Here is a 22,531-nt window from a genome sequence, read left to right as displayed (position 1 = left end):
CGCAAAAATCACAGTAAATCGCAACCACGCAATACGAGTAGTAGCGGTAATAACAATGGTTAAGAAAACTGGGCAAAGCGTCATTTGCCCAGTTTTCACCCAAAATATACTCCCCGGAGTATATTTAAAAGCCCTTTATTTACGCTGACAATTACAGCAAAAAGCAACATACTCCCCTTATTTTAAGTTTATATGATACGTTTGCAGCAAGTCGTTCTCGCCCGTGGCACCAAGCCCTTATTCGATAGCGTCGATGTCACGCTCAATCCCGGCGACAAAATCGGCCTGATCGGCTCCAATGGCGCGGGCAAATCCAGTTTGTTTGCGATGTTGCGCGGCGAGCTGCATCCGGATCAGGGCAGCATAGAATTTCCGGCCAAATGGCAACTCGCCCACGTCGCGCAAGAAACCCCGCCACTCGAACGCAGCGCGATTGATTACGCCATTGATGGCGATGTCACTTTGCGCAAACTCGAAGCCGAATTAGCCGGACTCGAAGCTCAGCCTGAAAGCCACGACAATGGCATCGCCATTGGCAATCTGTACGGATCGCTGGCGGATGCCGACGCCTACACCGTGCGTTCACGCGCCGAACAATTACTGATCGGCCTCGGCTTCAAACTTGAACAACTCGAAGAATCCGTCGCCAGTTTTTCCGGTGGCTGGCGTATGCGGCTCAATCTGGCGCAGGCACTGATGTGCAAATCGGATTTGCTGCTGCTCGATGAACCGACCAACCATCTGGATCTGGATGCCATCATCTGGCTAGAAGACTGGCTGAAACGCTATGCCGGTACGCTGATCATCATTTCACATGACCGCGATTTTCTTGACGGCGTGGCGAATGTCATCGTGCATATCGATGAACGCAAACTCAAACGCTATTCCGGTAACTATTCGGCGTTCGAACGCCAACGCGCAGCGCAGCTGATTCTGGCGGCTGGAACGATAGAGAAACAAAACCGCAAGCGCGCCCATCTGGAATCCTTCATCAGCCGTTTTGCCGCCAAAGCTTCCAAGGCAAAACAAGCGCAAAGCCGGATCAAAGCGCTGGCTAAGATGGAAGAATTGGCACCGCTGCGGGCTGCCGCTGAATTTTCATTTGAATTCCGCGAACCACTCAGCGCACCGAATCCTATGCTGGTGATGGAAGATGTCGATTGCGGCTATCGTATCGAATCTGCCACCGATCACAGCTTCACAGAAAAATGCATCGTCAGCGATGTGAAGTTTTCTCTGCAAATCGGCCAGCGTATCGGTTTGCTCGGGGTGAATGGCGCCGGTAAATCAACGCTGATCAAAACCATCGTCGGTGATATTCCGCCACTGCATGGCACCATGCAAACTGGTAAAGGCCTGTCGATCGGCTATTTTGCCCAGCACCAGGTCGAAATGCTGCGCCACGACGAATCGCCTTTGTGGCATCTGGCCCATATTGCGCCGGATGTACGTGAGCAGGAATTGCGTAATTTCCTCGGTGGTTTCAACTTCCCTGGCACCATGGTCACCAGCCCGATCAAACCATTTTCTGGCGGAGAAAAAGCCCGGCTGGCGCTGGCGATGATCGTCTGGCAACGCCCTAACCTGCTGCTGCTCGATGAACCGACCAACCATCTGGATCTGGAAACACGCGAAGCCCTGACCGATGCGCTGGCGCAGTTTGAAGGCACGCTGGTCGTGGTGTCGCATGACCGGCATTTGCTGCGCGCAACGACTGACGAATTCATCATCGTCGCCGATGGTAAATTGCAGCCCTTCGATGGCGATCTCGACGATTACAAAGACTGGCTGTTTAAAAACAAACTGGAAAAAGCCGCCACGCCTGCAGCATTACCGCAGAAAGAAAAGAAAGAAGCCAGCCTGCCACTCGCCAAATCGATTCCGGTTGCCAAGGTCGATGATAAGGAACAGCGCAAACGTGATGCCGAAGAACGTCAGCGTCTGGCAAATGTGCGCAAGCCTATCGAGGCACGTATCAAACGTCTGGAAGACGAGATGGCTAAGCTCAATAGCAAAAAGAAAGACATCGATGTGCAGCTCGAAGACAGCGACATCTACAGCGATGCCAACAAGGAAAAACTGAAAACTTTGCTACTGGATCAGGCTTATCTGGTGAAGGAATTATCCCAGATCGAAGCCGACTGGCTGGAGCAGCAAGAGTTTCTGGAAGCTGCTGTTTAAGGCTGACGTGATGGCTTAGCATATCAAAAGGGACGCACATCGCGTCCCTTTTTTACATCTGCATCCAATCACGCATAGTCACTAAAACCCACTCAAGCCCACTCACGCGGATCAACGCAGTAGTAGCTTTTCAATTGCGTAAATAAGGCCGGATGATGCAAAGCCAGTGCCGCACTTTTCTTGAAAAATGCTTCGGTGGTGACGGCAAAAAATTCTGCCGGATTCGTCGCGCCGTAAGGATCTATCACATCAGGATAAGGCTGCTGATGGTGTAGATGATCATGTGGGTGACGCGACTGTATCGCCTGTTGCAAGCGGGTAAACTCTGTCGCCATCACTTGCGACCACGCCTGGTAGGCCGCCGCATTCGGCAGTGCCGGTGCGCCATTTGTACTGCCAGTTTCGCTATCGAGCTGATGTGCAAATTCATGCAATACCACGTCTTGCCCGCGCGCTTCCGTCTCGGCATTATGCGCCGCCTGATCCCAGGCCAGAATCACGCGGCCATCGCTCCAGGATTCGCCGCTGAGGCCTTGATTCGTATGCGTGACCACCCCACCGCTATGCATCTCTTTGCGCGGCGCGACAAATGCGGACGGATACACCAGCACATGCGTCAGTTGCGGATACACGTCCGAGGCACGATTCAGCAAGAGCAGACAGGCTTTGCCTGCAATCGTGACCCTGATCTCATCGGTGACGATCAGACCATCACAACCGACAAAGGTTTTCTGATATAAAAACTGACGTATGCGACGTTTCAATTGCATCTGCAAATCCGTTGGCATGTGTTTGTACACAGGCAAATTCTTGCGCAGAATTTTTGAATAATTCAAAGGAAACGCCCGTGACAACACGTACCGCAGCCGGGCGCGCGGCGCAACGAATACGCCCAGGATTAATGCCACCGTAATGAATAACAACCACCCCATATTTGCGCTCCATTTCATTCAACGTCATCTCTGACCGCAAATACCTGTCAGCCCAGCCCTGCAGAATATGCTTGTATGCTGATTGCATACCTCATACAAAATGGGCATGAGTGGAACGAAGTCAAGTGCTGTATTTGCTTAGTGTGAGAACAGGGGTATTGGCAGCAGAAAAACATGGCGTCGGTATCGACGTAACTTGGGCGGATAGATCAACACGTGACAGCGAGGCCAGACGCCACTCTCAGCAAATATTTATCTGAACATACAAGTCGCATTGTAAAATTCACATTACTACGCTATTTCAACTGTCATTTTCCCACTTCTGGAAACTTATTTTTATGATGAAATTTCTCTTATCCGCTTTGTTATCCTTTGCCACCGTACACAATGTCAACGCGCAGGATTATCTCGATGCAATGGCAAAGCGCTCTTGCGAATGTGTAGAAAAACTTCCGGAAAATATCAATAAGCAGTCGATAACGATGCAGGTAGGATTTTGTATATTGCAATCAGCCACTCCGGACGACAAACTGAAAATACTGAAAGATCATCAGGTCGATATGAATAATCCCATGAAAGATGGGCAAAAAACGGGCGAGCTTGTCGGTGCACGAATGGCGTCCGTATGTCCCGCTACCTTAATAAAGTTAAGCACAGAGGCGTTGGAGGCACGCGGCTCTGTCAGCGGAAAAATCAATAAGGTCGATGAGGATAACTTTGTCGTATTTTCTTTGCAGGAAGCATCTGGAAAAGTCAGTAAATATATCTGGCTGACGCAGGTGAACAGTAATCTGGATCTGGCAGCTTCATACAAAACCCTGATTGGCAAAACTGTGAAAATCTCGTTTGAAACCAAAGACGTTTTTGATCCTAAAATTGGCGAATACCGGCCGTTTAAAATTATCACAAATCTGCAGGGAAATTAAATTCACCCAACGTCTTTTATCTGTTTGCATGCCGGACAAAGTGCGCATCCCCGGGCTTGATGTTCCATTGCAGGAACTGTGACACAAAAAAAGCTGCGATTTTCATCGCAGCTTTTTTATTTTATCCGCATGCTTTTCACAGCAACGCGGATGCACCGTCAAAATGGATTATTTGACTTCGGTGACAAATTTTGCAGTCGGACGACGGACTTTTTTCAGATTAACTAACCAGTCTTTGTCTTCTTCGCGATAGCCCAATGGCAGGATCACGACGCTGCGCAAGCCTTTGGCGCGCAGACCGAGGATGTCGTCCAGCGCGGCTGGATCAAAACCTTCCATCGGTGTGCTGTCGACTTGTTCTTCGGCTGCAGCAACCAGCGCAGTACCGAGGCCAATATAAGCCTGACGCGCAGCGTGCTGGTAGTTCGTTTCTGCATCACGTGCTGGGTAAGTCGACAGCAGCATGTTGCGATAGTTTTCCCATCCTTCGTTTTTGAATCCGCGCTCATCGTTGGTCAGATCAAACATCATGTTGATGCGTTCGGCTGTGTAGTTATCCCATGCGGCAAACACCAGCAAGTGTGAGCCTTCAGTGATCTGTGCCTGATTCCAGCCGATGGCTTTGATTTTTTCACGAATTTCAGCATTCGTCACTACCAGCACTTCGTATGGTTGCAAACCACTGGAAGTTGCGGTCAGGCGGATCGCTTCAAGAATACGATCCACTTTTTCTTGTGGTACCGCCTTGGCTGGGTTCATTTTTTTGGTCGCATAGCGCCATTTCAATTTTTGAATTAAATCGGACATTACTGGCTTTCGATAAGAGATTGATCTTGGTCAGATCTGATTTTCCATCGCACGTAGTAACCCGTTGCAACGGAATATTCGTTCTGATTAGGACTACTATATCAGGTTGCGCCATTTGTTTCACAAGAGGGCTTTTTTCGTCCCATTGCAAAAATCTGAACGAGAGCATCGTCAGCGATAGCGCCGATATTTTCTATAGAAAACACATTTTTTGGGGAGTATATGGCTTTTTACCCCATAACCTCCTTGATAAATAAGGCGCTATAAAAATACTCCCCGGGAGTATTTTCAGTACGTTTTAAGGCACTTCTGACTCTGTGTCATTGCTCAACACAAATAAGTTTCGGCGGGATACCGACTACAAAAAAAGCTGCTGCCAGCAGTTTCATTGATCTTTCGGCATAATGGCTACTGATAATTTACAGTTCGGGCTACCGTTATCTTGGCCTTGAATTCCTTTTTACACATCCATTTGTTTTCTTTTTTTGCCTGGGATCTAAAAAATGAGCACCCTCTTTTCTCCTGTCAAACTCGGCAACCTCACTCTAAAAAACCGCATCATCATTGCCCCTATGTGTCAGTATTCCGCCGTTGACGGTGCAGTCGGCGACTGGCATCTGATGCATCTTGGCAGCCTTGCCACTTCTGGTGCGGGTATGCTGATTATCGAAGCAACAGCAGTCGAGCCTGCGGGTCGCATTTCGCCATACGATGTCGGTCTCTGGTCAGATGCAACGGAAGCCGCGCTGGGTAAGGTTTTACAGTCGGTACGTCAATATTCGGCTATGCCAATCGCAGTACAACTGGCACATGCCGGCAGAAAAGCATCCAGTCAACGGCCATGGGATGGCGGCCAGTTGATTGCCGAAGCGGATGGTGGCTGGCAAACCGTGTCAGCGTCTGCGATTCCACACAACGCCAAAGAAACCGCGCCGCTGGCGCTGGATGCAGCCGGATTGGAACGCGTCAAACAGGCTTTTGTTGATGCGGCCAAACGTGCGCACCGGCTCGGCATTGATGCAATCGAATTACATGCCGCGCATGGTTATCTGATGCATCAGTTTTTATCGCCATTGTCGAATCAACGTACAGATCAATACGGTGGCAGCCTGGAAAACCGTCTGCGTTTTCCATTAGAGATATTTGATGCGGTCAAAGCGGTGCTGCCAGATGGCTATACGCTGGGCATACGGATTTCGGCCAGCGACTGGGTTGACGGCGGCTGGGATGTCGCGCAAAGCAGCGTCTTTACCAAAGAGTTAGAGCAACGGGGCTGCGCATTTATACATGTATCCAGCGGTGGCCTTTCACCTTTACAACAGATTCCATTGGAACCCGGTTATCAGGTGCATTTTGCGGAAGCGATCAAGAAAGTGACAACAATGCCAGTGATTGCAGTCGGGCTGATTACCGAAGCCGAACATGCAGAAAGCATTCTGAATCAAGGACAAGCGGACTTGATCGGTATTGCCCGTGGCATTCTGTATGACCCGCACTGGCCGTGGCATGCAGCGGCGAAGTTGGGCGCAAACGTCGATGTCCCACCGCAATACTGGCGCTCACAACCACGCGAATATAAAACCTTGTTTGGTGAAACCCGTATGGGCGGTCGCTGAACAACGGAAGTAATTAAAAAAGGACTGCCCTTCACATGGCAGTCCTTTTTTAGATTCAATTTAAAATAGCAGCGACCCCAGTTGATTGGTATCGCCTGCCTTAGGTTGCATTACGTTGCGTCGCGGCCTCCTCCTTATACCGGGCGACGTGGTGCTTCGACCGTTGCTGTTTTTTGTGATTTCACAACCTGCATCGCTGTCGCGATTAATCCACTCATATCACCCAGATTCGCTGGCACGATAATCGAATTATTCGTCTTCGCCAGATTACCGAATGCGCCAACATATTGCTCTGCCACTTTCAGATTCACGGCATCAGAGCCACCTGGCTCCTGTATCGCTGCAGCCGTTTTACGGATCGCTTCCGCGCTCGCTTCGGCAATCGCCAGAATAGCCGCCGCCTGACCTTGTGCGCGGTTAATGGATGCCTGCATCTCACCTTCAGACTTCGCAATCGATGCTTCACGTTCACCCGTGGCGATATTGATCTGCTCTTGTTTGCGGCCTTCAGAAGCTGCGATCAATGCACGTTTTTCACGTTCAGCGGTAATTTGCGCCTGCATCGCATGCAGAATTTCTTTTGGCGGCGTCAGATCTTTGATTTCATAACGCAATACTTTCACGCCCCAGTTTGCTGCAGACTCATCAATCGCGCTGACGATCGTGGTATTGATGTGGTCACGTTCTTCAAAGGTTTTATCGAGCTCCATCTTACCGATCACCGAGCGCAAAGTGGTTTGCGCTAATTGAGTAATAGCGGCGATGTAATTCGACGAGCCATACGAAGCACGCATCGCATCTGTAATCTGGAAATACAGAATGCCATCGACCTGCAACTGTGTATTGTCTTTCGTAATACATACTTGCGGCGGCACATCCAGCGGGATTTCCTTAAGTATGTGTTTGTACGCGATGCGATCTATGAACGGCACAACGATATTCAAACCCGGCCCCAGTGTGCTGTGATATTTACCTAAACGCTCAACGACCCAGGCGTGCTGCTGAGGCACAACATTAATTGTTTTGATCACAAACACAATTGCCAGCACTAACAGCACCAGAGCTACGCTACCTACTTCCATATAGTCACCTTAATTTTTATTGAAAATTTACTTAAAAATGTCTGCGTTTCTTGTCCTGCTTACGAGGGTTTGACAATCAGACGACTGCCCTGCACTTCATCAATCACATAGATCCCCGGATAACCGGCGGAGTGCTGTAATTCCACATCCCACATCGCGCCACGATACATCGCACGTGCAATGTATTTACCATTTCCCTGATCCTGCCAGTCCTGCACCTGCAATGTCTGGCCGATATCCATATTCACGTTCGGATCGTGCGCAACACTCTTATTTCCTTTCCAGCCGTATTTGCTGTTGTGTAATGCCAGTGTCGCCAGGCTGCCTACCAGCGCAGCGATTATCATCTGCGATGACGTCGACAGGGTGAAAACAGCAGTAATTGCACCCGCTGCCAGCCCTATAGAAATCATCAGCAAATAAAAAGTGCCGGTGAATAATTCAAGTATGACGACCAGTCCGGCAATGACCGCCCACATCATCCATGCATTCATTTTTTGTTATCTCCTTGTTGTTCATTCGTGATTGCTGTCTTGTTAAGGCATTGCATTGTGATTTAATACAATAAAAGAAACATCGGTAATATATATGATAATTTACCCATAAAAAAAAGCCCTTGCGACCAGTTGGTAGCGAGGGCTTTTTTACGGAATGTGTTGATGTAATTGATTTTATTTTTATTTCGTTTTCAATGATTCAGAGTTTAACCATTCGCAAAAAAATAACAATAAATTTATTAACTATGTGCACACGAAACAACGAAATAAAAATGCAAAAAACGCGAGAGAACATCACTGTTCATCTCGCGTTTCAGCAACCAAAATCAGAAAAATTACTTACTGACCGCTGCCAGTTTTTGCCAGGTATCGACCACTGAATCAGGATTCAGAGAGATCGATTCTATGCCTTCTTTCATCAGCCATTCAGCAAAATCCGGATGATCGGATGGGCCTTGGCCGCAAATACCAACGTACTTATTCAGCTTACGGCAGGCAGCAATCGCTTTGGAGAGTAAAGCGCGGACTGCAGGATCACGTTCATCGAAATCTGCTGCCAGCAACTCAAGGCCAGAGTCGCGATCCAGACCCAACGTAAGTTGAGTCAGATCATTCGAACCAATCGAGAAACCGTCAAAGAATTCGAGGAATTCTTCTGCCAGAATCGCATTGGACGGAACTTCGCACATCATGATCAGGCGCAAACCATTTTCACCGCGTTTCAAGCCATTTTTCGCCAGTAAATTCACGACTTTTTCTGCTTGACCCAGTGTCCGTACGAATGGCACCATGATTTCAACGTTGGTCAAACCCATGTCATTACGTACGCGCTTCATTGCCTGACATTCCATCTCAAACGACTCATGGAAATCGGAGGCAAGATAACGTGCAGCACCACGGAAACCCAACATTGGATTTTCTTCATCCGGCTCATAGCGTGAACCACCAATCAGTTTTTTGTACTCATTGGATTTGAAATCAGATAAGCGAACGATGACTTTCTTAGGCCAGAATGCGGCAGCAATCGTCGCTACGCCTTCTGCCAGTTTATCAACGTAAAAAGCTCTTGGCGACGCATGACCGCGTGCCACTGATTCAACCGCTTTTTTCAGATCAGCGTCAATATTCGGATATTCCAGAATCGCTTTTGGATGGACACCGATATTATTGTTGATGATGAATTCCAGACGCGCCAGACCAACGCCATCATTTGGCACCGATTGGAAATCAAACGCCAGTTGCGGGTTACCGACGTTGAGCATGATTTTCAACGGCAATTTAGGAAGATCGCCACGCAATTCTTCCGTTACCTCGGTTTCCAGCAAACCATCATAGATCTTACCTTCATCGCCTTCTGCGCAAGAGACGGTAACCAATGTTCCATCTTTCAGAACATCCGTCGCATGACCGCAACCAACCACCGCAGGTACGCCCAGTTCGCGCGCAATAATCGCGGCGTGGCAGGTACGGCCACCACGGTTAGTCACAATCGCGGAAGCACGTTTCATAACTGGTTCCCAGTTAGGGTCCGTCATATCTGCGACCAGAACATCACCTGGTTGTACACGTTCCATTTCAGATGGATCATGAATCACGCGTACGCGACCCGCACCAATTTTCTGACCAATCGCACGGCCAGATGTCAGCACAGTACCAGTACCTTTGAGTTTGAAACGCTGTTGTGCTTCGGTGGCACTTTGCTGAGATTTCACAGTTTCAGGACGTGCTTGCAGGATATACAGCTTACCGTCACGACCATCTTTGCCCCATTCGATATCCATAGGACGACCGTAATGTTTCTCGATGATCACCGCATACTTCGCCAGTTCAACGACTTCAGTATCGTTCAACGAGTAACGATTGCGCAACTCGATAGGAACATCCACAGTCTTGACCGAGCGGCCTGCTTTTGCTTCGCCGGTAAATTCCATTTTGATCAGTTTGGAACCAATATTACGACGGATCACCGGCAATTTACCTTGTTCCAACATCGGTTTATGCACATAGAATTCATCCGGATTCACGGCGCCCTGCACCACCGTTTCGCCCAGACCATAACTGGAGGTGATGAAGACCACATCTTCAAAACCAGATTCGGTATCGATCGTAAACATCACGCCGGCTGCGCCGAGATCAGAACGAACCATACGTTGCACGCCCGCTGACAAGGCAACCTCAGCATGAGTAAAGCCTTTGTGAACACGGTAGGAAATTGCACGGTCGTTGTACAAAGAAGCGAAAACGTGTTTCATCGCTTCCAGCACGTTTTCTATACCAACCACATTCAGGAAAGTTTCTTGCTGGCCGGCAAAAGACGCATCTGGCAAATCTTCCGCGGTAGCGGAAGAGCGTACTGCAAACGACATTTCTGCCGTCGAATCTGCAACCAGCCGGTTGTAAAATTCTTCAATCTCTTTTTGCAAACGTGGCTGAAAAGGTGTTTCTGTAATCCATTGACGAATTTCGGCACCAGCTTTTGCCAGTTCTTTGACATCATCAATATCCAGATGCTCAAGACGGTCAGCGATACGTTGCGCAAGCGAAAGCCCGCCATCAACTGAATAGGATAAAAAATCGCGAAACGCTTGTGCTGTGGTCGCAAAACCACCTGGAACACGAACGCCAGCGGAAGCCAGCTGGCTGATCATTTCGCCTAAAGATGCATTTTTTCCGCCGACGGATTCAACATCCGTCATGCGTAAATGCTCAAACGAAGCGACATAAGTCGCTTCGGTATTTGCTGCGTTGGACATAACAACCTCTTTTGATGGTAAGAAATCTTTGCTAAGTACTGCTTCGTCGCTGACCAGATTTTTGTTATTCTTGGGGCTAGCGACTTTTCATATCCTGTTAACGCATTTTACATTGTGTCTCGCAAAATTGAGCTATGTGGCAAAAGAAATTGCCTACTTTTTTGTTGGAACGATATGCCACAATTTCACCTAAACTTTCAAGATCGCCCCTATGCCTGATTTCTCCAACCCGAATTTGCCACCAGCAAACCGCACTGTCTATTTCATTTCCGACGGAACAGGAATTACTGCTGAAGCATTCGGGCATTCAGTTTTAACCCAGTTTGACCTCAAATTTCGTCAGATTCGCCTGCCATTTGTCGATAGTGTCGATAAAGCACATGATGCAGTACGCCGAATCAATGATGCGTTTGCTCTTGATGGCAACAGACCCATCGTATTTTCTACACTGGTCAAAAAGGAACTCGCTACCATCGTATTTAAATCCAAAGGCTTACATATGGATTTAATTCAAACCTTTGTTTCGCCTTTGGAACAAGAATTAGGGGTGAAATCCACGCACACGATAGGCCGTAGCCATAACATCACAGACTCAGAAGAGTACAAAAATCGTATAGAGGCGATTAACTTTTCATTAACACATGACGATGGGCAATCGCATAAAAATCTGGCCGCCGCTGATGTCATTCTGGTTGGTGTGTCACGTTCAGGAAAAACGCCGACCAGTTTGTATCTGGCGATGCAGTATGGGATCAAGGCCGCAAATTACCCACTGATTCCCGATGATTTCGAACGTGGAAAAATGCCAAGTGCGCTACCGGAATTTCGTCATAAATTGTTCGGACTCAGCATCACACCCGAACGACTGTCAGAGATTCGGAATGAACGCCGGCCAGGAAGTAAATATGCGTCGATAGAAAATTGTCGCTATGAAGTGAATGAAGCCGAAGCAATGATGAAGCGTGAAGGCATACGCTGGCTGTCTTCGACAACCAAATCCATTGAGGAAATATCGACGACTATTTTGCAAGAAATTAAAGGAGATACTAAATTGTATTAATGATAGGCGGCTGCATTGCCGCACTGTCAGATCAGATGTCTGAAAAAATCCCGGCAAGCAGCCGGGATTTTTATTTCATTGGAAAGATTGTTGACGTACTTGCTCAAAAAAACAGATTGCTGCACTTGCAGCGACATTCAACGACTCAATTGCCGCTTGCTGAGGGATGGTGACGGTCATGTCTGCCAATGCCATCAGGCTACCGGAAACACCTTGCCCTTCATGTCCGAATAACCAGATAAGCGGTTGTGCGAGGTCCGCCTGGTAAATCGTGGTTTTTGTATGTGAGCTAGTGGAAAGTACAGGAATACTGGCATTCTTCAAAACAACTTCAAGGTCGATATTTTCAAAAATATTGAGTAAAAAATGAGCTCCCATACCTGCCCGCATGACTTTCGGAGACCATGCGAATACGGTACCGGAACTACAAAAAACATTTTTAATTCCAGCTGCAGCCGCACTTCGTAAAATCGACCCCAGATTTCCTGGATCTTGCAAACCATCAAGAGCAACCGAGTTTTCCGAAATATTTTCGGGTAACGCAGGACTAGGTGTATTAACGAGAAACATAATACCCACACCATGTTCGACCTGGCTGATGGCCTGATACAGATTGGCCGGTAAGCTAATGCACTGAATATGCTGTGACTCGCACAATTCCAGTAATTTACTCACTTCCGGATCATTTAACGCGGCATCAGAGACGATGCATAGCTCCGGGGCGCCGAGATGTTGCTGATAGGCTTCGCACAGATGCACTCCATCGAGCAAAGTACGCCCGGCTTTACGTCTGACCTGCGAGCTGGTCGCTAGTAATTTCAATTCTTTGTACAAAGAATTTTCGCGCGAAGTAATTTGTTTCATTTCAATAAAGCCTTAACAGGCGCATAGGATTTGCGGTGAATTGGTGCGACGCCGTGTTCACGTAATCGTTCAAGGTGTAACGCGGTCGGATAACCTTTATGCTGATCCAGCGCATATTGAGGATAAGTAAGATGAAGCTGGTACAGAGCGTGATCACGTGCTGTTTTTGCGAGAATTGATGCAGCAGAAATTGCCGCCACCTTGTCGTCTCCCTTAACTATAGCCTCAGATCTGACGGACATTACCGGGCAACGGTTACCATCAATTAACGCAAGTGTCGGTGTGATCGCCAAGCCCTCAACCGCGCGGCGCATGGCAAGCATGGTTGCCTGCAAAATATTCAACTCATCAATTTCCTGCTCTGAGCATTCAGCCACTGACCATGCAAGAGCATACTTCTTGATTTCCTCAGCCAGCACATCCCGTCGCGCTTCGCTGAGTTTTTTGGAGTCACGTAAGCCGTCAATCGGATGATCGGGATCGAGAATAACCGCAGCCGCCATAACCGGGCCAGCCAATGGCCCTCGCCCTGCCTCGTCGACGCCACATATCAACTCACCGTCGTAGGCAAACAAATCTAAACTTTCTTGCATATCAAGCCTGAAAAAATGCCTTTAAAGCATTCTGATCTAAAAAATAATGGCAAATTTCTTGCGGTGGATGACCGGGCTTTTTGCCAATCAACACCGGTACAAGTTCATCATACAAATGAACCAGCTCTGCATCGGTATCAACATCAATAACTTCAACAGAAAACTGACAGTCTGCTGTGTAAGCTCGCAATTGCTCCAGCATGTCATCACAAAGATGGCAGTAACTCCGCGAGTACAGTGTGAAAGCGATCATAAATAAAGCGACATAAATAAAGTAGCGCATTATAAGTCCACAGTACTCCCAAGCATAAAGACACGAGCAATATTTATAAAAAAAGCTGCCCATTTTTAGGAGCAGCTTTTTTATATGCCGGATTTAGCAGGCTGAATTTATTTGGATTGCGGTTTAATCGGAATAAATTGAGATATATTTTCACGACGAACCAGAACAACCGCTGTTTTTTTACTATCCAGTTTTGCAACCATGCTGGTGAATTGCTTCGCATCTTTCACATCAACATTATTTAAGGTCAGGATAATATCGCCTTGCAGCAAGCCAGCTGCAGCGGCTGCGCCATCAGCAGACTCAATCACAACGCCCCCTGCTGGCAATTCTTTTTTCTGTGCGTCGCTCAAATCACCAACGGCAAGTCCGAGGAAATTAGTTTGCTCCTTTTTCGCTTTTTTCTCGGATTTCTGAGCAACTTTGTCCTGCTCCATTTCGGCGACAGTAATCGTCATTTCACGAATAGCACCTTTTCTCCAGACGGTCATCGTTGCTTTCGAGCCCGGTTTCGTCGCACCGACAATCCGTGGCAGATCAGTTGATTTTTCAACCGCTTGTCCATTGAACTTAAGAATCACATCACCGTCCTGCAACCCGGCTTTTTCTGCCGGAGTACCGGCTTCAATTCTGACAACGAGTGCGCCCTGCGCCTTTTGCAAGCCAATGGAATCGGCCACATCTTTAGAGACTTCACCGATCTGCACACCAATACGGCCTCGGGTTACCTTGCCTGTGCCTTTCAATTGATCAGCAACACGCATTGCTTCATCAATCGGAATCGCAAACGAGATGCCCATATAACCGCCGGAACGACTGTAAATCTGTGAATTGATACCGACAACCTCGCCGCGCATATTAATCAACGGGCCGCCTGAATTTCCGGGATTCACCGCAACATCGGTCTGAATTAATGGCAGATAGTCACCAGTATCACGCGCCTTGGCAGAAATAATCCCCGCAGTCACGGTATTGTCCAGATCAAATGGCGAGCCAATCGCAATCACCCATTCGCCGGCCTTGATTTTATCTGAATCACCTATCGTCAATTTCGGTAATTTCGTGCCCTCAATTTTCAATACTGCGACGTCTGTGCGTTTATCACTGCCAATGACTTTCGCTTTGAATTCACGCTTATCTGTCAGTTTAACGTAGACATCTGTCGCACCATCAATCACGTGTGCATTGGTCAGCACATAACCGTCCTGTGAAATGATGAAACCTGAGCCAACGCCACGAGGAACTTCCTCTTCTTGTTGCGGCACCTGTTTGCGTCCTTTCGGCACCGGAGCCTGCTTAGGAATCGGCATTCCGAAGAAACGGCGGAAGAACTCCTGCATCTGCTCGTCTTCCATTCCGTTCATCCCCTGAGCCTGTTGCATTTTTTCAGTCGTACGGATGTTGACAACGGCTGGTCCAGTCTTTTCGACTAACTCAGTAAAATCAGGCAAACCTGTGACTGCGGACGCTGCCTGGGCGACAGGTATAGCATTCACCGCTAAGGGCGCCACAAAACCCACGCAAGCACTGATCGCTATAGTGGAAATCAATTTTTCTAAAGGAAAAAGTTTTTTTGTTTTCATGGGATCACTCACTTACTTAGATTGTTACTTGGTTTTAAACTCAATCGAGTTCATCACTTGTTGAATCGCTGTTACAGGAACTTCACCAACGACAGTCAGCCAATAAGCCCCTTGTCGTTTTCCCATAATAGTCATTGCGCCTTGCTGCAAACTACCTTCAGTACGGCTTTCACTATCGGGCTCTATAAACACGGAAATAGCGGCCAGACCATCAGAAAATATCATCTGTATGACCTGGTGCGAGGCGCCGGATTTGCTCCCTGCGGATGCCGGAGGCGCTGGGATCACCCGCTTCATTTCCTTGGTTTTACGAAACCCGGCTGGCAGTGATCTGACTATCCAGCCGGAGTTGATATTGGATTGCACCGTTAAGTTTTCAATATGCCAGCGCGAGATATTTTGAAAACTGGGTTTCAATTTATTTTTATCAATATCGTTCAGCTTCAACTCTGTAAAAGCAATCTGCTCGATGACGTCATTCTTTGCATTCACTGTCTGTGCACGTAAGAGCAATCCGGATTGTTTTTCCGCACAAAGACGATAGCCGTAGCGATAAGCATCTTTCGGCTGCAACAAATAGGTCTGACATGTGAGTCCGGCAACACGATTCAGGTCGGCTTTTTTTATGGTGTAATTGTCTGGCAGTGACGATGCATTCTGAGTCAGCAAGGCTGGAAAAACTTCTTGCGTCACATTTTTTTCGATCTGTATCGTTTTACTCTCAGGAAGATAGCAAGATACCTCATCACCTTTGCGAATATATTCACGCTGTTTGCCATCCAGAATTTCAAGTTTTTCCAACTCGCCATGCTGATCTACAAAATGCGTGATTTTAGACGTTCTGATCTGACTGGCTTGCTGATAAACAAACGTACCCGAATAATTCAGATTTTGTGCCGATGTCTGAATTCTCTTTAATACTTCCTGCGCTGCCTTCTGATCATCTGCCGCATAAACTGAGCGACCGATAACGCACAGACTCATCAGCAGAACTGGCCATCGGAAATGATAAAACAACATAATCCTTACTTCTCCGCTGGGCCAGAAACTGCATTCGCCCGGGTAACATACTGCGTACCAGCACTAATTGCCGGGGAAAATTTTTGATGAGCAATCAGATAGCTATCAATTCTGGGATCGCGCAGCATTTCGACCGGTGCAGTCTGACGCTCATTTACCTGTTTAGAGGATTCCACTGCCTGCTCAACTTGTGCAAGCTCCTTCGTCGACAAATCAGGCGTCACCGACGCTGACGCCAGTTGCAGTTTGTTTGCTGATTTTGGTGAGACAATTTCAGATACCTGTACGGTCTGCACCTGATTTTGATTTAACTGCAGCAACTGCGGCACAAATACGAACGCAAACAAAGCAGCTACTGCAGCAGTCGCAACGGACAGATATGAGCGAAGATATTGCGGCTTATCCGACTCTTTCGCTTCATTCTTAACGTGCATCTTTGGCATCAAAATAGCTGGTTCGCTGGCAAAGCGTGCTGCAAAACGCTGATTAAAATCTGCGCTTAAAGGCGTAGCAAGATCGTCTGAGCGCAACACATCACCTATGTGGTGATAGAGCCCCCAAACATCTTTGCTTTCAGTCGAATCCATATCTGTAAGTATGGCATCCAGCGCGACATTGTCTATCTCGCCATCAAGCAACGCTGATATGTTTTCGTTTTTCCTGGTTTCGGTCATCATATTTCTACAAAAATCATGCCTGTTCAATTCATTATCTGACATCAACTACCAACGCTGATCCAGATTCGTTCCTAAAATCGGTCTCAATCGTTCCGCAATCGCCTCGCGGGCACGAAATATTCTGCTGCGTACAGTACCAATCGGGCACAACATGACGTCGGCAATTTCATCGTAACTCAAGCCCTCAATCTCTCTTAGAGTGATTGCATTCCTTAACTCTTCAGGCAAAGAAGACATCGCTGCATTGACAGTCTCCGCAATCTGCTTACTTGCCAATAAAGATTCAGGCGTATTGATATCCCTTAGTCCATCTGCATCAACAAAAGTTTCAGCCTCATCGACATCAGCATCGGTTGATGTCGGCGCCCTGCGTCCCTGTGTGACCAGATAGTTTTTTGCAGTGTTGATGCCTATCCGGTAAAGCCACGTATAAAAAGCTGAATCACCACGAAAATTAGGTAAAGCCCGATAGGCTTTTATAAATGCCTCCTGCACCACATCCTCTGCCTCAGCCTGATCATAGATGAGACGAGACACGAGCCGCATTAGTTTCCGTTGGTATTTGGAAACCAGAAGCTCAAATGCCTTTTTATCTCCACGCTGCACGCGCTCAACCAATATCTGGTCTATCTCGCGCTCTGTCGTCACTCAATCATCCCGTTTTTGATTAATCTTATTTTTAGTTTAATGTGCACAACTGCATTCAGCATCAATGTCTGCAAGTATGAGTGGGCATCCGGGTTAAAAGTTCCCTGCCCCCTTCGTATTCGTTGCGGCCACTTTGTCGTGATGCATCAGTATCCATAACAGAGTCACCCGCAATCGATGAAACGCTGTCAGGCTAACTGAATCTGGCAGGATAAGAATACGGTGAATTTTTCCATCATCGGAAGCAAAACGTAAAGCCATCACATACTGCCAAATGACGCTACTGCGATGCAACTTAACTGCCGTCGATGAACCAATCTGCCCTGTCATCTGAAGAAAAATATCGCCACTCTTAAACACACTAAGATCATAGACCGGCCTTCTTGATCTCATCACCATCAACGACAGAACACTCACGATTGCAAAACCAGCTACCGCGATTAAAAATGGAATAGATGGTAATTGTCTATTTAATAGGAATAAATACCAGCCTATGTTTGCGAGTACAACCATCATGCAGAGCAGATAGAGCAGTAGCCTCGATGGTTTAATGGTGACCCGAACGGATATCGTCATATAAACAAAAAGGCACTTCATTTCAAAGAAACAAAGTGCCTTTTTCTAATGTACTGATGAATTATATTTTTGCGAAAATCAAAGTTCCGTTTGTACCGCCAAAACCAAACGAATTCTTCATCGCATAGTCAATTTTCATGTCTCTGGCTACGTTTGCACAATAGTCGAGGTCACACTCAGGATCTTGATTAAAAATATTAATTGTCGGTGGTGACACCTGATTATGCAGTGCCAATACCGTAAATACAGATTCAATCCCGCCTGCACCACCGAGCAAATGCCCCGTCATGGATTTAGTGGAATTCACCGTCAATTTATATGCATGGTCCGCAAATGTTGCCTTAATCGCGTCAGTCTCATTCTTATCACCCAACGGCGTCGACGTTCCATGTGCATTCAGATAATCAATCTGATCAGCATTAATACCCGCATTTTTCATTGCGTTAATCATACTGCGGCGTGGACCGTCCATACTAGGCGAAGTAATGTGATATGCATCACCACTCATACCGAAGCCAATCACTTCAGCATAAATTTTTGCACCACGCGCCTTCGCATGTTCATATTCTTCCAGCATCATGACGCCAGCACCTTCGCCAAGTACAAAGCCATCGCGGTCTTTGTCCCAAGGACGAGAGGCAGTCGCAGGATCATCATTACGGGAAGAAAGCGCCCGGGCTGACGCAAAGCCACCCAAACCTAACGGAGAAATCGTTGACTCTGCACCACCGGCAATCATCGCGTCTGCATCACCGTATTCAATCATGCGTGCAGCCTGACCTATACAATGCAGGCCGGTCGTGCATGCTGTAACTATCGCCAGATTTGGCCCTTTCAAGCCATATTTGATCGATAAATTACCCGAAATCATGTTGATGATAGACGCTGGCACGAAAAATGGGCTGATGCGGCGTGGACCACGTTCAATCAAGGTTTCTTTCGTTGCTTCGATCAGCGGCAAGCCACCGATACCGGAACCGACGATAACACCGATGCGTTCGGCATTCTCTTCGGTAACAACCATTCCACTGTCCTGAAACGCCTGCATCCCCGCGGCAATGCCGAAATGGATGAAAGTGTCCATGTTACGAGCTTCTTTTGCCGGAATGTAATCCTCGACATTGAAGTCCTTCACTTCTCCAGCGAAATGCGTGGAAAAGGGAGTTGCATCAAATTTGGTAATCGTAGCGATACCAGATTTGCCAGCTTTTGCAGCATCCCACGCGGTAGCAATTGAATTGCCAATGGGCGAGATACATCCAAGTCCGGTTACAACGACACGACGTTTAAGCGTACGACTCAAGCGCTTCTCCTGGATTTAAAAACGTGGTAACCGAATTACGCCTTAACGTGTGCAGTAGCGTAATCAATCGCTTGTTGCACAGTTGTGATTTTTTCAGCTTGTTCGTCAGGGATTTCCATTTCGAATTCGTCTTCGAGTGCCATCACCAGTTCAACGGTATCAAGGGAATCAGCACCCAGATCATCAACGAAAGAGGATTCAATTTTGATGTCAGCTTCAGCGACGCCCAGTTGTTCAGCGACGATTTTCTTAACGCGTTGTTCGATATCGGACATGTGTATCTCCAGTGAAAAAATCAAAAATAAGGGCTTACAGAAAGTGCGCGCATTTTAGCAGGTTTGTACGCAAAAAAAGCAAGCCTGACGATTTTAGCAATAACTCCTGTTATTTTCGCAGAAATTACCGCCAACTATCGTTAAATAAATTATGCCAGGTACATCCCACCATTAACATGAAGGGTCGTACCGGTAATATAACCTGCATCTGGCGACGCCAAAAAGACCGTTGCTGCTGCAATATCTTCCGGACGACCAAGTTTCGCCATCGGGATTTGCACCAAAATTGCCGCCTTTTGCTCATCCGTCAGCGCCTTTGTCATATCCGTATCGATAAATCCGGGAGCAATACAGTTAACGGTAATGTTGCGGCTACCGATCTCACGCGCCAATGCACGACTCATGCCAGCCACACCTGCCTTAGCCGCAGCATAGTTCATTTGCCCCGGATTACCGGATGAACCGACCACAGACGTAATATTGATGATGCGGCCATGTTTTGCCTTCATCATGCCGCGCAATACTGCACGGGATAAACGGGCCACTGAATTCAGATTGGTGGTGATAACGTTATCCCAATCTTCTTCTTTCATACGCATTGCAAGCTGATCCTGAGTAATTCCCGCATTATTAACGAGAATTGACAGACTGCCGTATTCCTTCTGGATTTCATCCACCAGTGACGTACAGCGCTCAACATCATTCACGTTGAATGCAACGCCCTTGCCTGCACCAGGGGCAACATCGGCAAGATAGGCAGAAATCGCCTCAGCACCTGCTTCAGTCGTTGCAGTACCGATCACCTTTGCACCAGCCTGTGCCAATGCAATAGCAATTGCCTTACCAATACCGCGCGATGCGCCGGTCACTAAAGCGACTTGATTTTCTAATTGTCGGGTCATTTTAAAGATTCCAATACTTTTTCCAGAGTTACCTGATCGTAAATTGCTTCACCGATCAGTTCTGCATTAATACGCTTAGTCAAACCAGCCAATACCTTGCCAGGACCGCATTCAATAACGTTGCGTATACCACTTGCATGTACCGCCTGAATGGTTTCAACCCAACGAACCGGACTCGCCGCCTGACGAACCAAAGCATCTTTGATCAGCGCAGGATCTGTCACGATCGCGACGTCAACGTTATTAATCAATGGAATCGCTGGTGCCGAAAACGCGATCCCAGCCATATATTCACGCAGCTTGTCAGATGCTGGTTTGAGCAAGGACGAGTGAAATGGTGCGGAAACTGGCAGCGTCAGAGCGCGCTTGGCGCCTTTTGCTTTGGCAATTTCGCAGGCGCGCTCAACAGCCGCCTTACTACCTGCAATCACCACTTGCGCAGGCGCATTGAAATTGACGGCTTCAACAACCTCACCCTCGGCCGCTTCGTTACACGCAGCAATGACATCCTCATCGCTCAAGCCAAGAATCGCCGCCATTCCGCCTTGACCAACAGGCACGGCATCCTGCATTGCCTGCGCACGAAACCGTACCAGAGGAACCGCATCTTTAAACGCAATCACGCCGGCAGCCACTAATGCGGAATATTCACCGAGACTATGGCCTGCCACCAATTTAGGTGCAGCACCACCAGCAGCAATCCATGCGCGGTAACAGGCAACCGCAGCAGTTAACATCACCGGCTGCGTATTCGTCGTTAAATCGAGCGCTTCCTTCGGCCCTTCGGAAATCAGTTTTCCCAGATCAAACTGCAAGGCATCAGATGCCTCAGCGATCGTTTGCTGAACCACAGGATTATCAGCAAAGCCATTCAGCATGCCGATCGCTTGCGAACCCTGCCCGGGAAATACAAATGCAAATTGGGTCATATTATCTATGTCTCTCTTTGGTTATGTTGATTACTACATCTGCACAATGGCGGCACCCCAGGTAAATCCGCCACCAACGCCTTCTAACAATATTTTATGGCCGGGCTGTACCCTGCCATCGCGCACAGCCTGATCCAGTGCCAGAGGAATTGACGCCGCCGACGTATTGCCATGCTGATCAACCGTCACGACCAACTTCTCTAAAGGCAAACGCATTTTCTTTGCGGTACTGTGCATGATGCGCAGATTTGCCTGATGAGGAATCAGCCAGTCAATATCCTCCGCGTTCAAGCCAGCCTGCGCCAATGCCTCATTCGCCACTTTTTCCAACACAGATACCGCCAGTTTAAAGACTGCCTGGCCATCCATCTGCAAATAACCACTTCCTGCAATGGCGCCATCCTGCACAGTACCTGGCACAGACAAGATGTCTGCGTATCCGCCATCGGCATGCAACTTGGTCGCCAGCACCCCGGGTTCATTCGACGCACTCATTATCACCGCACCGGCGCCATCTCCAAACAACACGCAAGTGGTGCGATCATCAAAATTAAGAATACGGGAAAACACTTCCGCCCCGATGACCAGCACATTTTTATGCGCACCGGATTTAATCATGCTGTCAGCGATAGACATGCCGTACATGAAGCCGCTGCAAACGGCCTGCACATCCATCGCAGGCGCACCATTGGTCAAGCCCAATTTATTCTGCACCACGCAGGCTGTACTCGGAAATCCACCAATAAAATCCGGGGTGGACGTCGCCAGAATAATCAAATCAATGTCATCAGGCGTCAGCTTCGCTGCTTCCAGCGCTTTTTTCGCGGCCTCGACACCCATATCGCTGGACTTCTCCCCTTCATCCGCATAATGGCGTGATGAAATGCCGCTACGGGAAACGATCCACTCGTCGGAAGTTTCTATCCCTTTTTTTGCCAACTGGTCAGCCAACTCTTGGTTACTGACTTTTTTTGCTGGCAGATAGCTGCCAGTACCTATGATTTTGCTAAAAATTGTCATGCGC

22 protein-coding genes are annotated in these 22,531 nt (G+C 47.9%); 4 read left to right on the top strand and 18 right to left on the bottom strand.

Annotation, left to right across the window (positions count from 1 at the left end; translation table 11 throughout):
• Positions 1-192: 192 nt before the first annotated feature.
• Positions 193-2,181, top strand: coding sequence for an ATP-binding cassette domain-containing protein (locus H8K26_RS05950; RefSeq protein ID WP_190478083.1), 1,989 nt, complete (start codon positions 193-195; stop codon positions 2,179-2,181).
• 92 nt (positions 2,182-2,273) lie between these two features.
• Here the strand turns inward: H8K26_RS05950 and H8K26_RS05945 are convergent, their stop codons facing one another.
• The gene (locus H8K26_RS05945; RefSeq protein WP_223826870.1) at positions 2,274-3,131 is read right to left on the bottom strand and encodes a M90 family metallopeptidase; all 858 of its coding nucleotides are present in this window, start codon (positions 3,129-3,131) and stop codon (positions 2,274-2,276) included.
• A gap of 320 nt (positions 3,132-3,451) precedes the next feature.
• Between H8K26_RS05945 and H8K26_RS05940 the strand changes: the two genes are divergently transcribed.
• Positions 3,452-4,039: a hypothetical protein gene (locus H8K26_RS05940; RefSeq protein ID WP_190478081.1), complete on the top strand. Its 588-nt coding sequence runs from the start codon at positions 3,452-3,454 to the stop codon at positions 4,037-4,039.
• Positions 4,040-4,207: 168 nt separating this feature from the next.
• Here the strand turns inward: H8K26_RS05940 and H8K26_RS05935 are convergent, their stop codons facing one another.
• Positions 4,208-4,846 (bottom strand): NAD(P)H-dependent oxidoreductase, encoded by a 639-nt coding sequence (locus H8K26_RS05935; RefSeq protein ID WP_190478079.1) that lies wholly within the window; start codon positions 4,844-4,846, stop codon positions 4,208-4,210.
• A gap of 503 nt (positions 4,847-5,349) precedes the next feature.
• Between H8K26_RS05935 and H8K26_RS05930 the strand changes: the two genes are divergently transcribed.
• Positions 5,350-6,462 carry an NADH:flavin oxidoreductase/NADH oxidase gene (locus H8K26_RS05930; RefSeq protein WP_190478077.1) on the top strand — a complete coding sequence of 371 codons (1,113 nt, stop codon included), beginning with the start codon at positions 5,350-5,352 and terminating at the stop codon, positions 6,460-6,462.
• A 134-nt stretch (positions 6,463-6,596) separates the two neighbouring features.
• On the opposite strand, the gene H8K26_RS05925 is transcribed toward H8K26_RS05930, so the two are convergent.
• The 3 genes from H8K26_RS05925 to ppsA all read right to left on the bottom strand — a co-directional run bounded on the left by H8K26_RS05925 (position 6,597) and on the right by ppsA (position 10,794).
• The gene (locus H8K26_RS05925; protein WP_190478075.1) at positions 6,597-7,544 is read right to left on the bottom strand and encodes an SPFH domain-containing protein; all 948 of its coding nucleotides are present in this window, start codon (positions 7,542-7,544) and stop codon (positions 6,597-6,599) included.
• 59 nt (positions 7,545-7,603) lie between these two features.
• Positions 7,604-8,038, bottom strand: coding sequence for an NfeD family protein (locus tag H8K26_RS05920; RefSeq protein ID WP_190478073.1), 435 nt, complete (start codon positions 8,036-8,038; stop codon positions 7,604-7,606).
• Positions 8,039-8,376: 338 nt separating this feature from the next.
• Entirely contained in the window at positions 8,377-10,794 is a 2,418-nt protein-coding gene (ppsA, locus tag H8K26_RS05915; RefSeq protein ID WP_190478071.1) for a phosphoenolpyruvate synthase, read from the bottom strand.
• 211 nt (positions 10,795-11,005) lie between these two features.
• On the opposite strand from ppsA, the gene ppsR reads away from it, so the two are divergent.
• Entirely contained in the window at positions 11,006-11,854 is an 849-nt protein-coding gene (ppsR, locus tag H8K26_RS05910; protein WP_186885369.1) for a posphoenolpyruvate synthetase regulatory kinase/phosphorylase PpsR, read from the top strand.
• Between the two features lie 75 nt (positions 11,855-11,929).
• Here ppsR and H8K26_RS05905 read toward each other — a convergent pair whose 3' ends face one another.
• The 13 genes from H8K26_RS05905 to H8K26_RS05845 form a co-directional block, all read right to left on the bottom strand.
• On the bottom strand, positions 11,930-12,718 hold the full coding sequence (locus tag H8K26_RS05905) for a TrmH family RNA methyltransferase (RefSeq protein ID WP_190478069.1): 789 nt from the start codon (positions 12,716-12,718) through the stop codon (positions 11,930-11,932).
• The gene (rnhB, locus tag H8K26_RS05900; protein ID WP_190478067.1) at positions 12,715-13,311 is read right to left on the bottom strand and encodes a ribonuclease HII; all 597 of its coding nucleotides are present in this window, start codon (positions 13,309-13,311) and stop codon (positions 12,715-12,717) included. The genes H8K26_RS05905 and rnhB overlap by 4 nt, the downstream gene beginning before the upstream one ends.
• 1 nt (position 13,312) lies before the next feature.
• Positions 13,313-13,564, bottom strand: a complete 252-nt coding sequence (locus tag H8K26_RS05895) for a glutaredoxin family protein (protein ID WP_190478796.1) — start codon at positions 13,562-13,564, stop codon at positions 13,313-13,315.
• A 137-nt stretch (positions 13,565-13,701) separates the two neighbouring features.
• Positions 13,702-15,177 carry a DegQ family serine endoprotease gene (locus H8K26_RS05890; RefSeq protein ID WP_190478066.1) on the bottom strand — a complete coding sequence of 492 codons (1,476 nt, stop codon included), beginning with the start codon at positions 15,175-15,177 and terminating at the stop codon, positions 13,702-13,704.
• Positions 15,178-15,201: 24 nt separating this feature from the next.
• Positions 15,202-16,197 carry a MucB/RseB C-terminal domain-containing protein gene (locus tag H8K26_RS05885; RefSeq protein WP_223826869.1) on the bottom strand — a complete coding sequence of 332 codons (996 nt, stop codon included), beginning with the start codon at positions 16,195-16,197 and terminating at the stop codon, positions 15,202-15,204.
• 5 nt (positions 16,198-16,202) lie between these two features.
• On the bottom strand, positions 16,203-16,874 hold the full coding sequence (locus H8K26_RS05880; RefSeq protein WP_190478064.1) for a sigma-E factor negative regulatory protein: 672 nt from the start codon (positions 16,872-16,874) through the stop codon (positions 16,203-16,205).
• Between the two features lie 45 nt (positions 16,875-16,919).
• Complete coding sequence (rpoE, locus tag H8K26_RS05875; protein WP_186885374.1) at positions 16,920-17,522, bottom strand: RNA polymerase sigma factor RpoE; 603 nt, start codon at positions 17,520-17,522, stop codon at positions 16,920-16,922.
• 93 nt (positions 17,523-17,615) lie between these two features.
• Positions 17,616-18,098: a protein YgfX gene (locus H8K26_RS05870; protein ID WP_317889252.1), complete on the bottom strand. Its 483-nt coding sequence runs from the start codon at positions 18,096-18,098 to the stop codon at positions 17,616-17,618.
• Positions 18,099-18,159: 61 nt separating this feature from the next.
• A complete protein-coding gene (fabF, locus tag H8K26_RS05865) occupies positions 18,160-19,401 on the bottom strand; it encodes a beta-ketoacyl-ACP synthase II (RefSeq protein ID WP_186885376.1) in 1,242 nt (413 codons plus the stop codon).
• Between the two features lie 35 nt (positions 19,402-19,436).
• Entirely contained in the window at positions 19,437-19,676 is a 240-nt protein-coding gene (gene acpP / locus H8K26_RS05860; protein WP_008449912.1) for an acyl carrier protein, read from the bottom strand.
• Between the two features lie 149 nt (positions 19,677-19,825).
• A complete protein-coding gene (fabG, locus tag H8K26_RS05855) occupies positions 19,826-20,578 on the bottom strand; it encodes a 3-oxoacyl-ACP reductase FabG (RefSeq protein WP_186885377.1) in 753 nt (250 codons plus the stop codon).
• Positions 20,575-21,507: an ACP S-malonyltransferase gene (gene fabD, locus H8K26_RS05850; RefSeq protein ID WP_190478061.1), complete on the bottom strand. Its 933-nt coding sequence runs from the start codon at positions 21,505-21,507 to the stop codon at positions 20,575-20,577. Before fabD ends, fabG begins: the two co-directional genes overlap by 4 nt.
• A 33-nt stretch (positions 21,508-21,540) precedes the next feature.
• Positions 21,541-22,527: a beta-ketoacyl-ACP synthase III gene (locus tag H8K26_RS05845; protein WP_190478059.1), complete on the bottom strand. Its 987-nt coding sequence runs from the start codon at positions 22,525-22,527 to the stop codon at positions 21,541-21,543.
• Positions 22,528-22,531: the final 4 nt, after the last annotated feature.

It is taken from the genome of Cognatundibacterium aquatile (assembly GCF_014699135.1).
In the GTDB taxonomy this organism is placed as follows: Bacteria; Pseudomonadota; Gammaproteobacteria; order Burkholderiales; family Burkholderiaceae_D; genus Undibacterium; species Undibacterium aquatile.
Note: the sequence above shows the minus strand (reverse complement) of the source record. Positions and strands in the feature narration are given on the sequence as shown.

What these genes read in the sequence shown, in the direction of transcription:
- H8K26_RS05950 (WP_190478083.1), top strand. Translation starts at nt 193, where the DNA reads ATGATACGTTTGCAGCAAGTCGTTCTCGCCCGTGGCACCAAGCCCTTA.
- H8K26_RS05945 (WP_223826870.1), bottom strand. Translation starts at nt 3,131, where the DNA reads ATGAAATGGAGCGCAAATATGGGGTGGTTGTTATTCATTACGGTGGCA.
- H8K26_RS05940 (WP_190478081.1), top strand. Translation starts at nt 3,452, where the DNA reads ATGATGAAATTTCTCTTATCCGCTTTGTTATCCTTTGCCACCGTACAC.
- H8K26_RS05935 (WP_190478079.1), bottom strand. Translation starts at nt 4,846, where the DNA reads ATGTCCGATTTAATTCAAAAATTGAAATGGCGCTATGCGACCAAAAAA.
- H8K26_RS05930 (WP_190478077.1), top strand. Translation starts at nt 5,350, where the DNA reads ATGAGCACCCTCTTTTCTCCTGTCAAACTCGGCAACCTCACTCTAAAA.
- H8K26_RS05925 (WP_190478075.1), bottom strand. Translation starts at nt 7,544, where the DNA reads ATGGAAGTAGGTAGCGTAGCTCTGGTGCTGTTAGTGCTGGCAATTGTG.
- H8K26_RS05920 (WP_190478073.1), bottom strand. Translation starts at nt 8,038, where the DNA reads ATGAATGCATGGATGATGTGGGCGGTCATTGCCGGACTGGTCGTCATA.
- ppsA (WP_190478071.1), bottom strand. Translation starts at nt 10,794, where the DNA reads ATGTCCAACGCAGCAAATACCGAAGCGACTTATGTCGCTTCGTTTGAG.
- ppsR (WP_186885369.1), top strand. Translation starts at nt 11,006, where the DNA reads ATGCCTGATTTCTCCAACCCGAATTTGCCACCAGCAAACCGCACTGTC.
- H8K26_RS05905 (WP_190478069.1), bottom strand. Translation starts at nt 12,718, where the DNA reads ATGAAACAAATTACTTCGCGCGAAAATTCTTTGTACAAAGAATTGAAA.
- rnhB (WP_190478067.1), bottom strand. Translation starts at nt 13,311, where the DNA reads ATGCAAGAAAGTTTAGATTTGTTTGCCTACGACGGTGAGTTGATATGT.
- H8K26_RS05895 (WP_190478796.1), bottom strand. Translation starts at nt 13,564, where the DNA reads ATGATCGCTTTCACACTGTACTCGCGGAGTTACTGCCATCTTTGTGAT.
- H8K26_RS05890 (WP_190478066.1), bottom strand. Translation starts at nt 15,177, where the DNA reads ATGAAAACAAAAAAACTTTTTCCTTTAGAAAAATTGATTTCCACTATA.
- H8K26_RS05885 (WP_223826869.1), bottom strand. Translation starts at nt 16,197, where the DNA reads ATGTTGTTTTATCATTTCCGATGGCCAGTTCTGCTGATGAGTCTGTGC.
- H8K26_RS05880 (WP_190478064.1), bottom strand. Translation starts at nt 16,874, where the DNA reads ATGATGACCGAAACCAGGAAAAACGAAAACATATCAGCGTTGCTTGAT.
- H8K26_RS05870 (WP_317889252.1), bottom strand. Translation starts at nt 18,098, where the DNA reads ATGACGATATCCGTTCGGGTCACCATTAAACCATCGAGGCTACTGCTC.
- acpP (WP_008449912.1), bottom strand. Translation starts at nt 19,676, where the DNA reads ATGTCCGATATCGAACAACGCGTTAAGAAAATCGTCGCTGAACAACTG.
- fabG (WP_186885377.1), bottom strand. Translation starts at nt 20,578, where the DNA reads ATGACCCGACAATTAGAAAATCAAGTCGCTTTAGTGACCGGCGCATCG.
- fabD (WP_190478061.1), bottom strand. Translation starts at nt 21,507, where the DNA reads ATGACCCAATTTGCATTTGTATTTCCCGGGCAGGGTTCGCAAGCGATC.
- H8K26_RS05845 (WP_190478059.1), bottom strand. Translation starts at nt 22,527, where the DNA reads ATGACAATTTTTAGCAAAATCATAGGTACTGGCAGCTATCTGCCAGCA.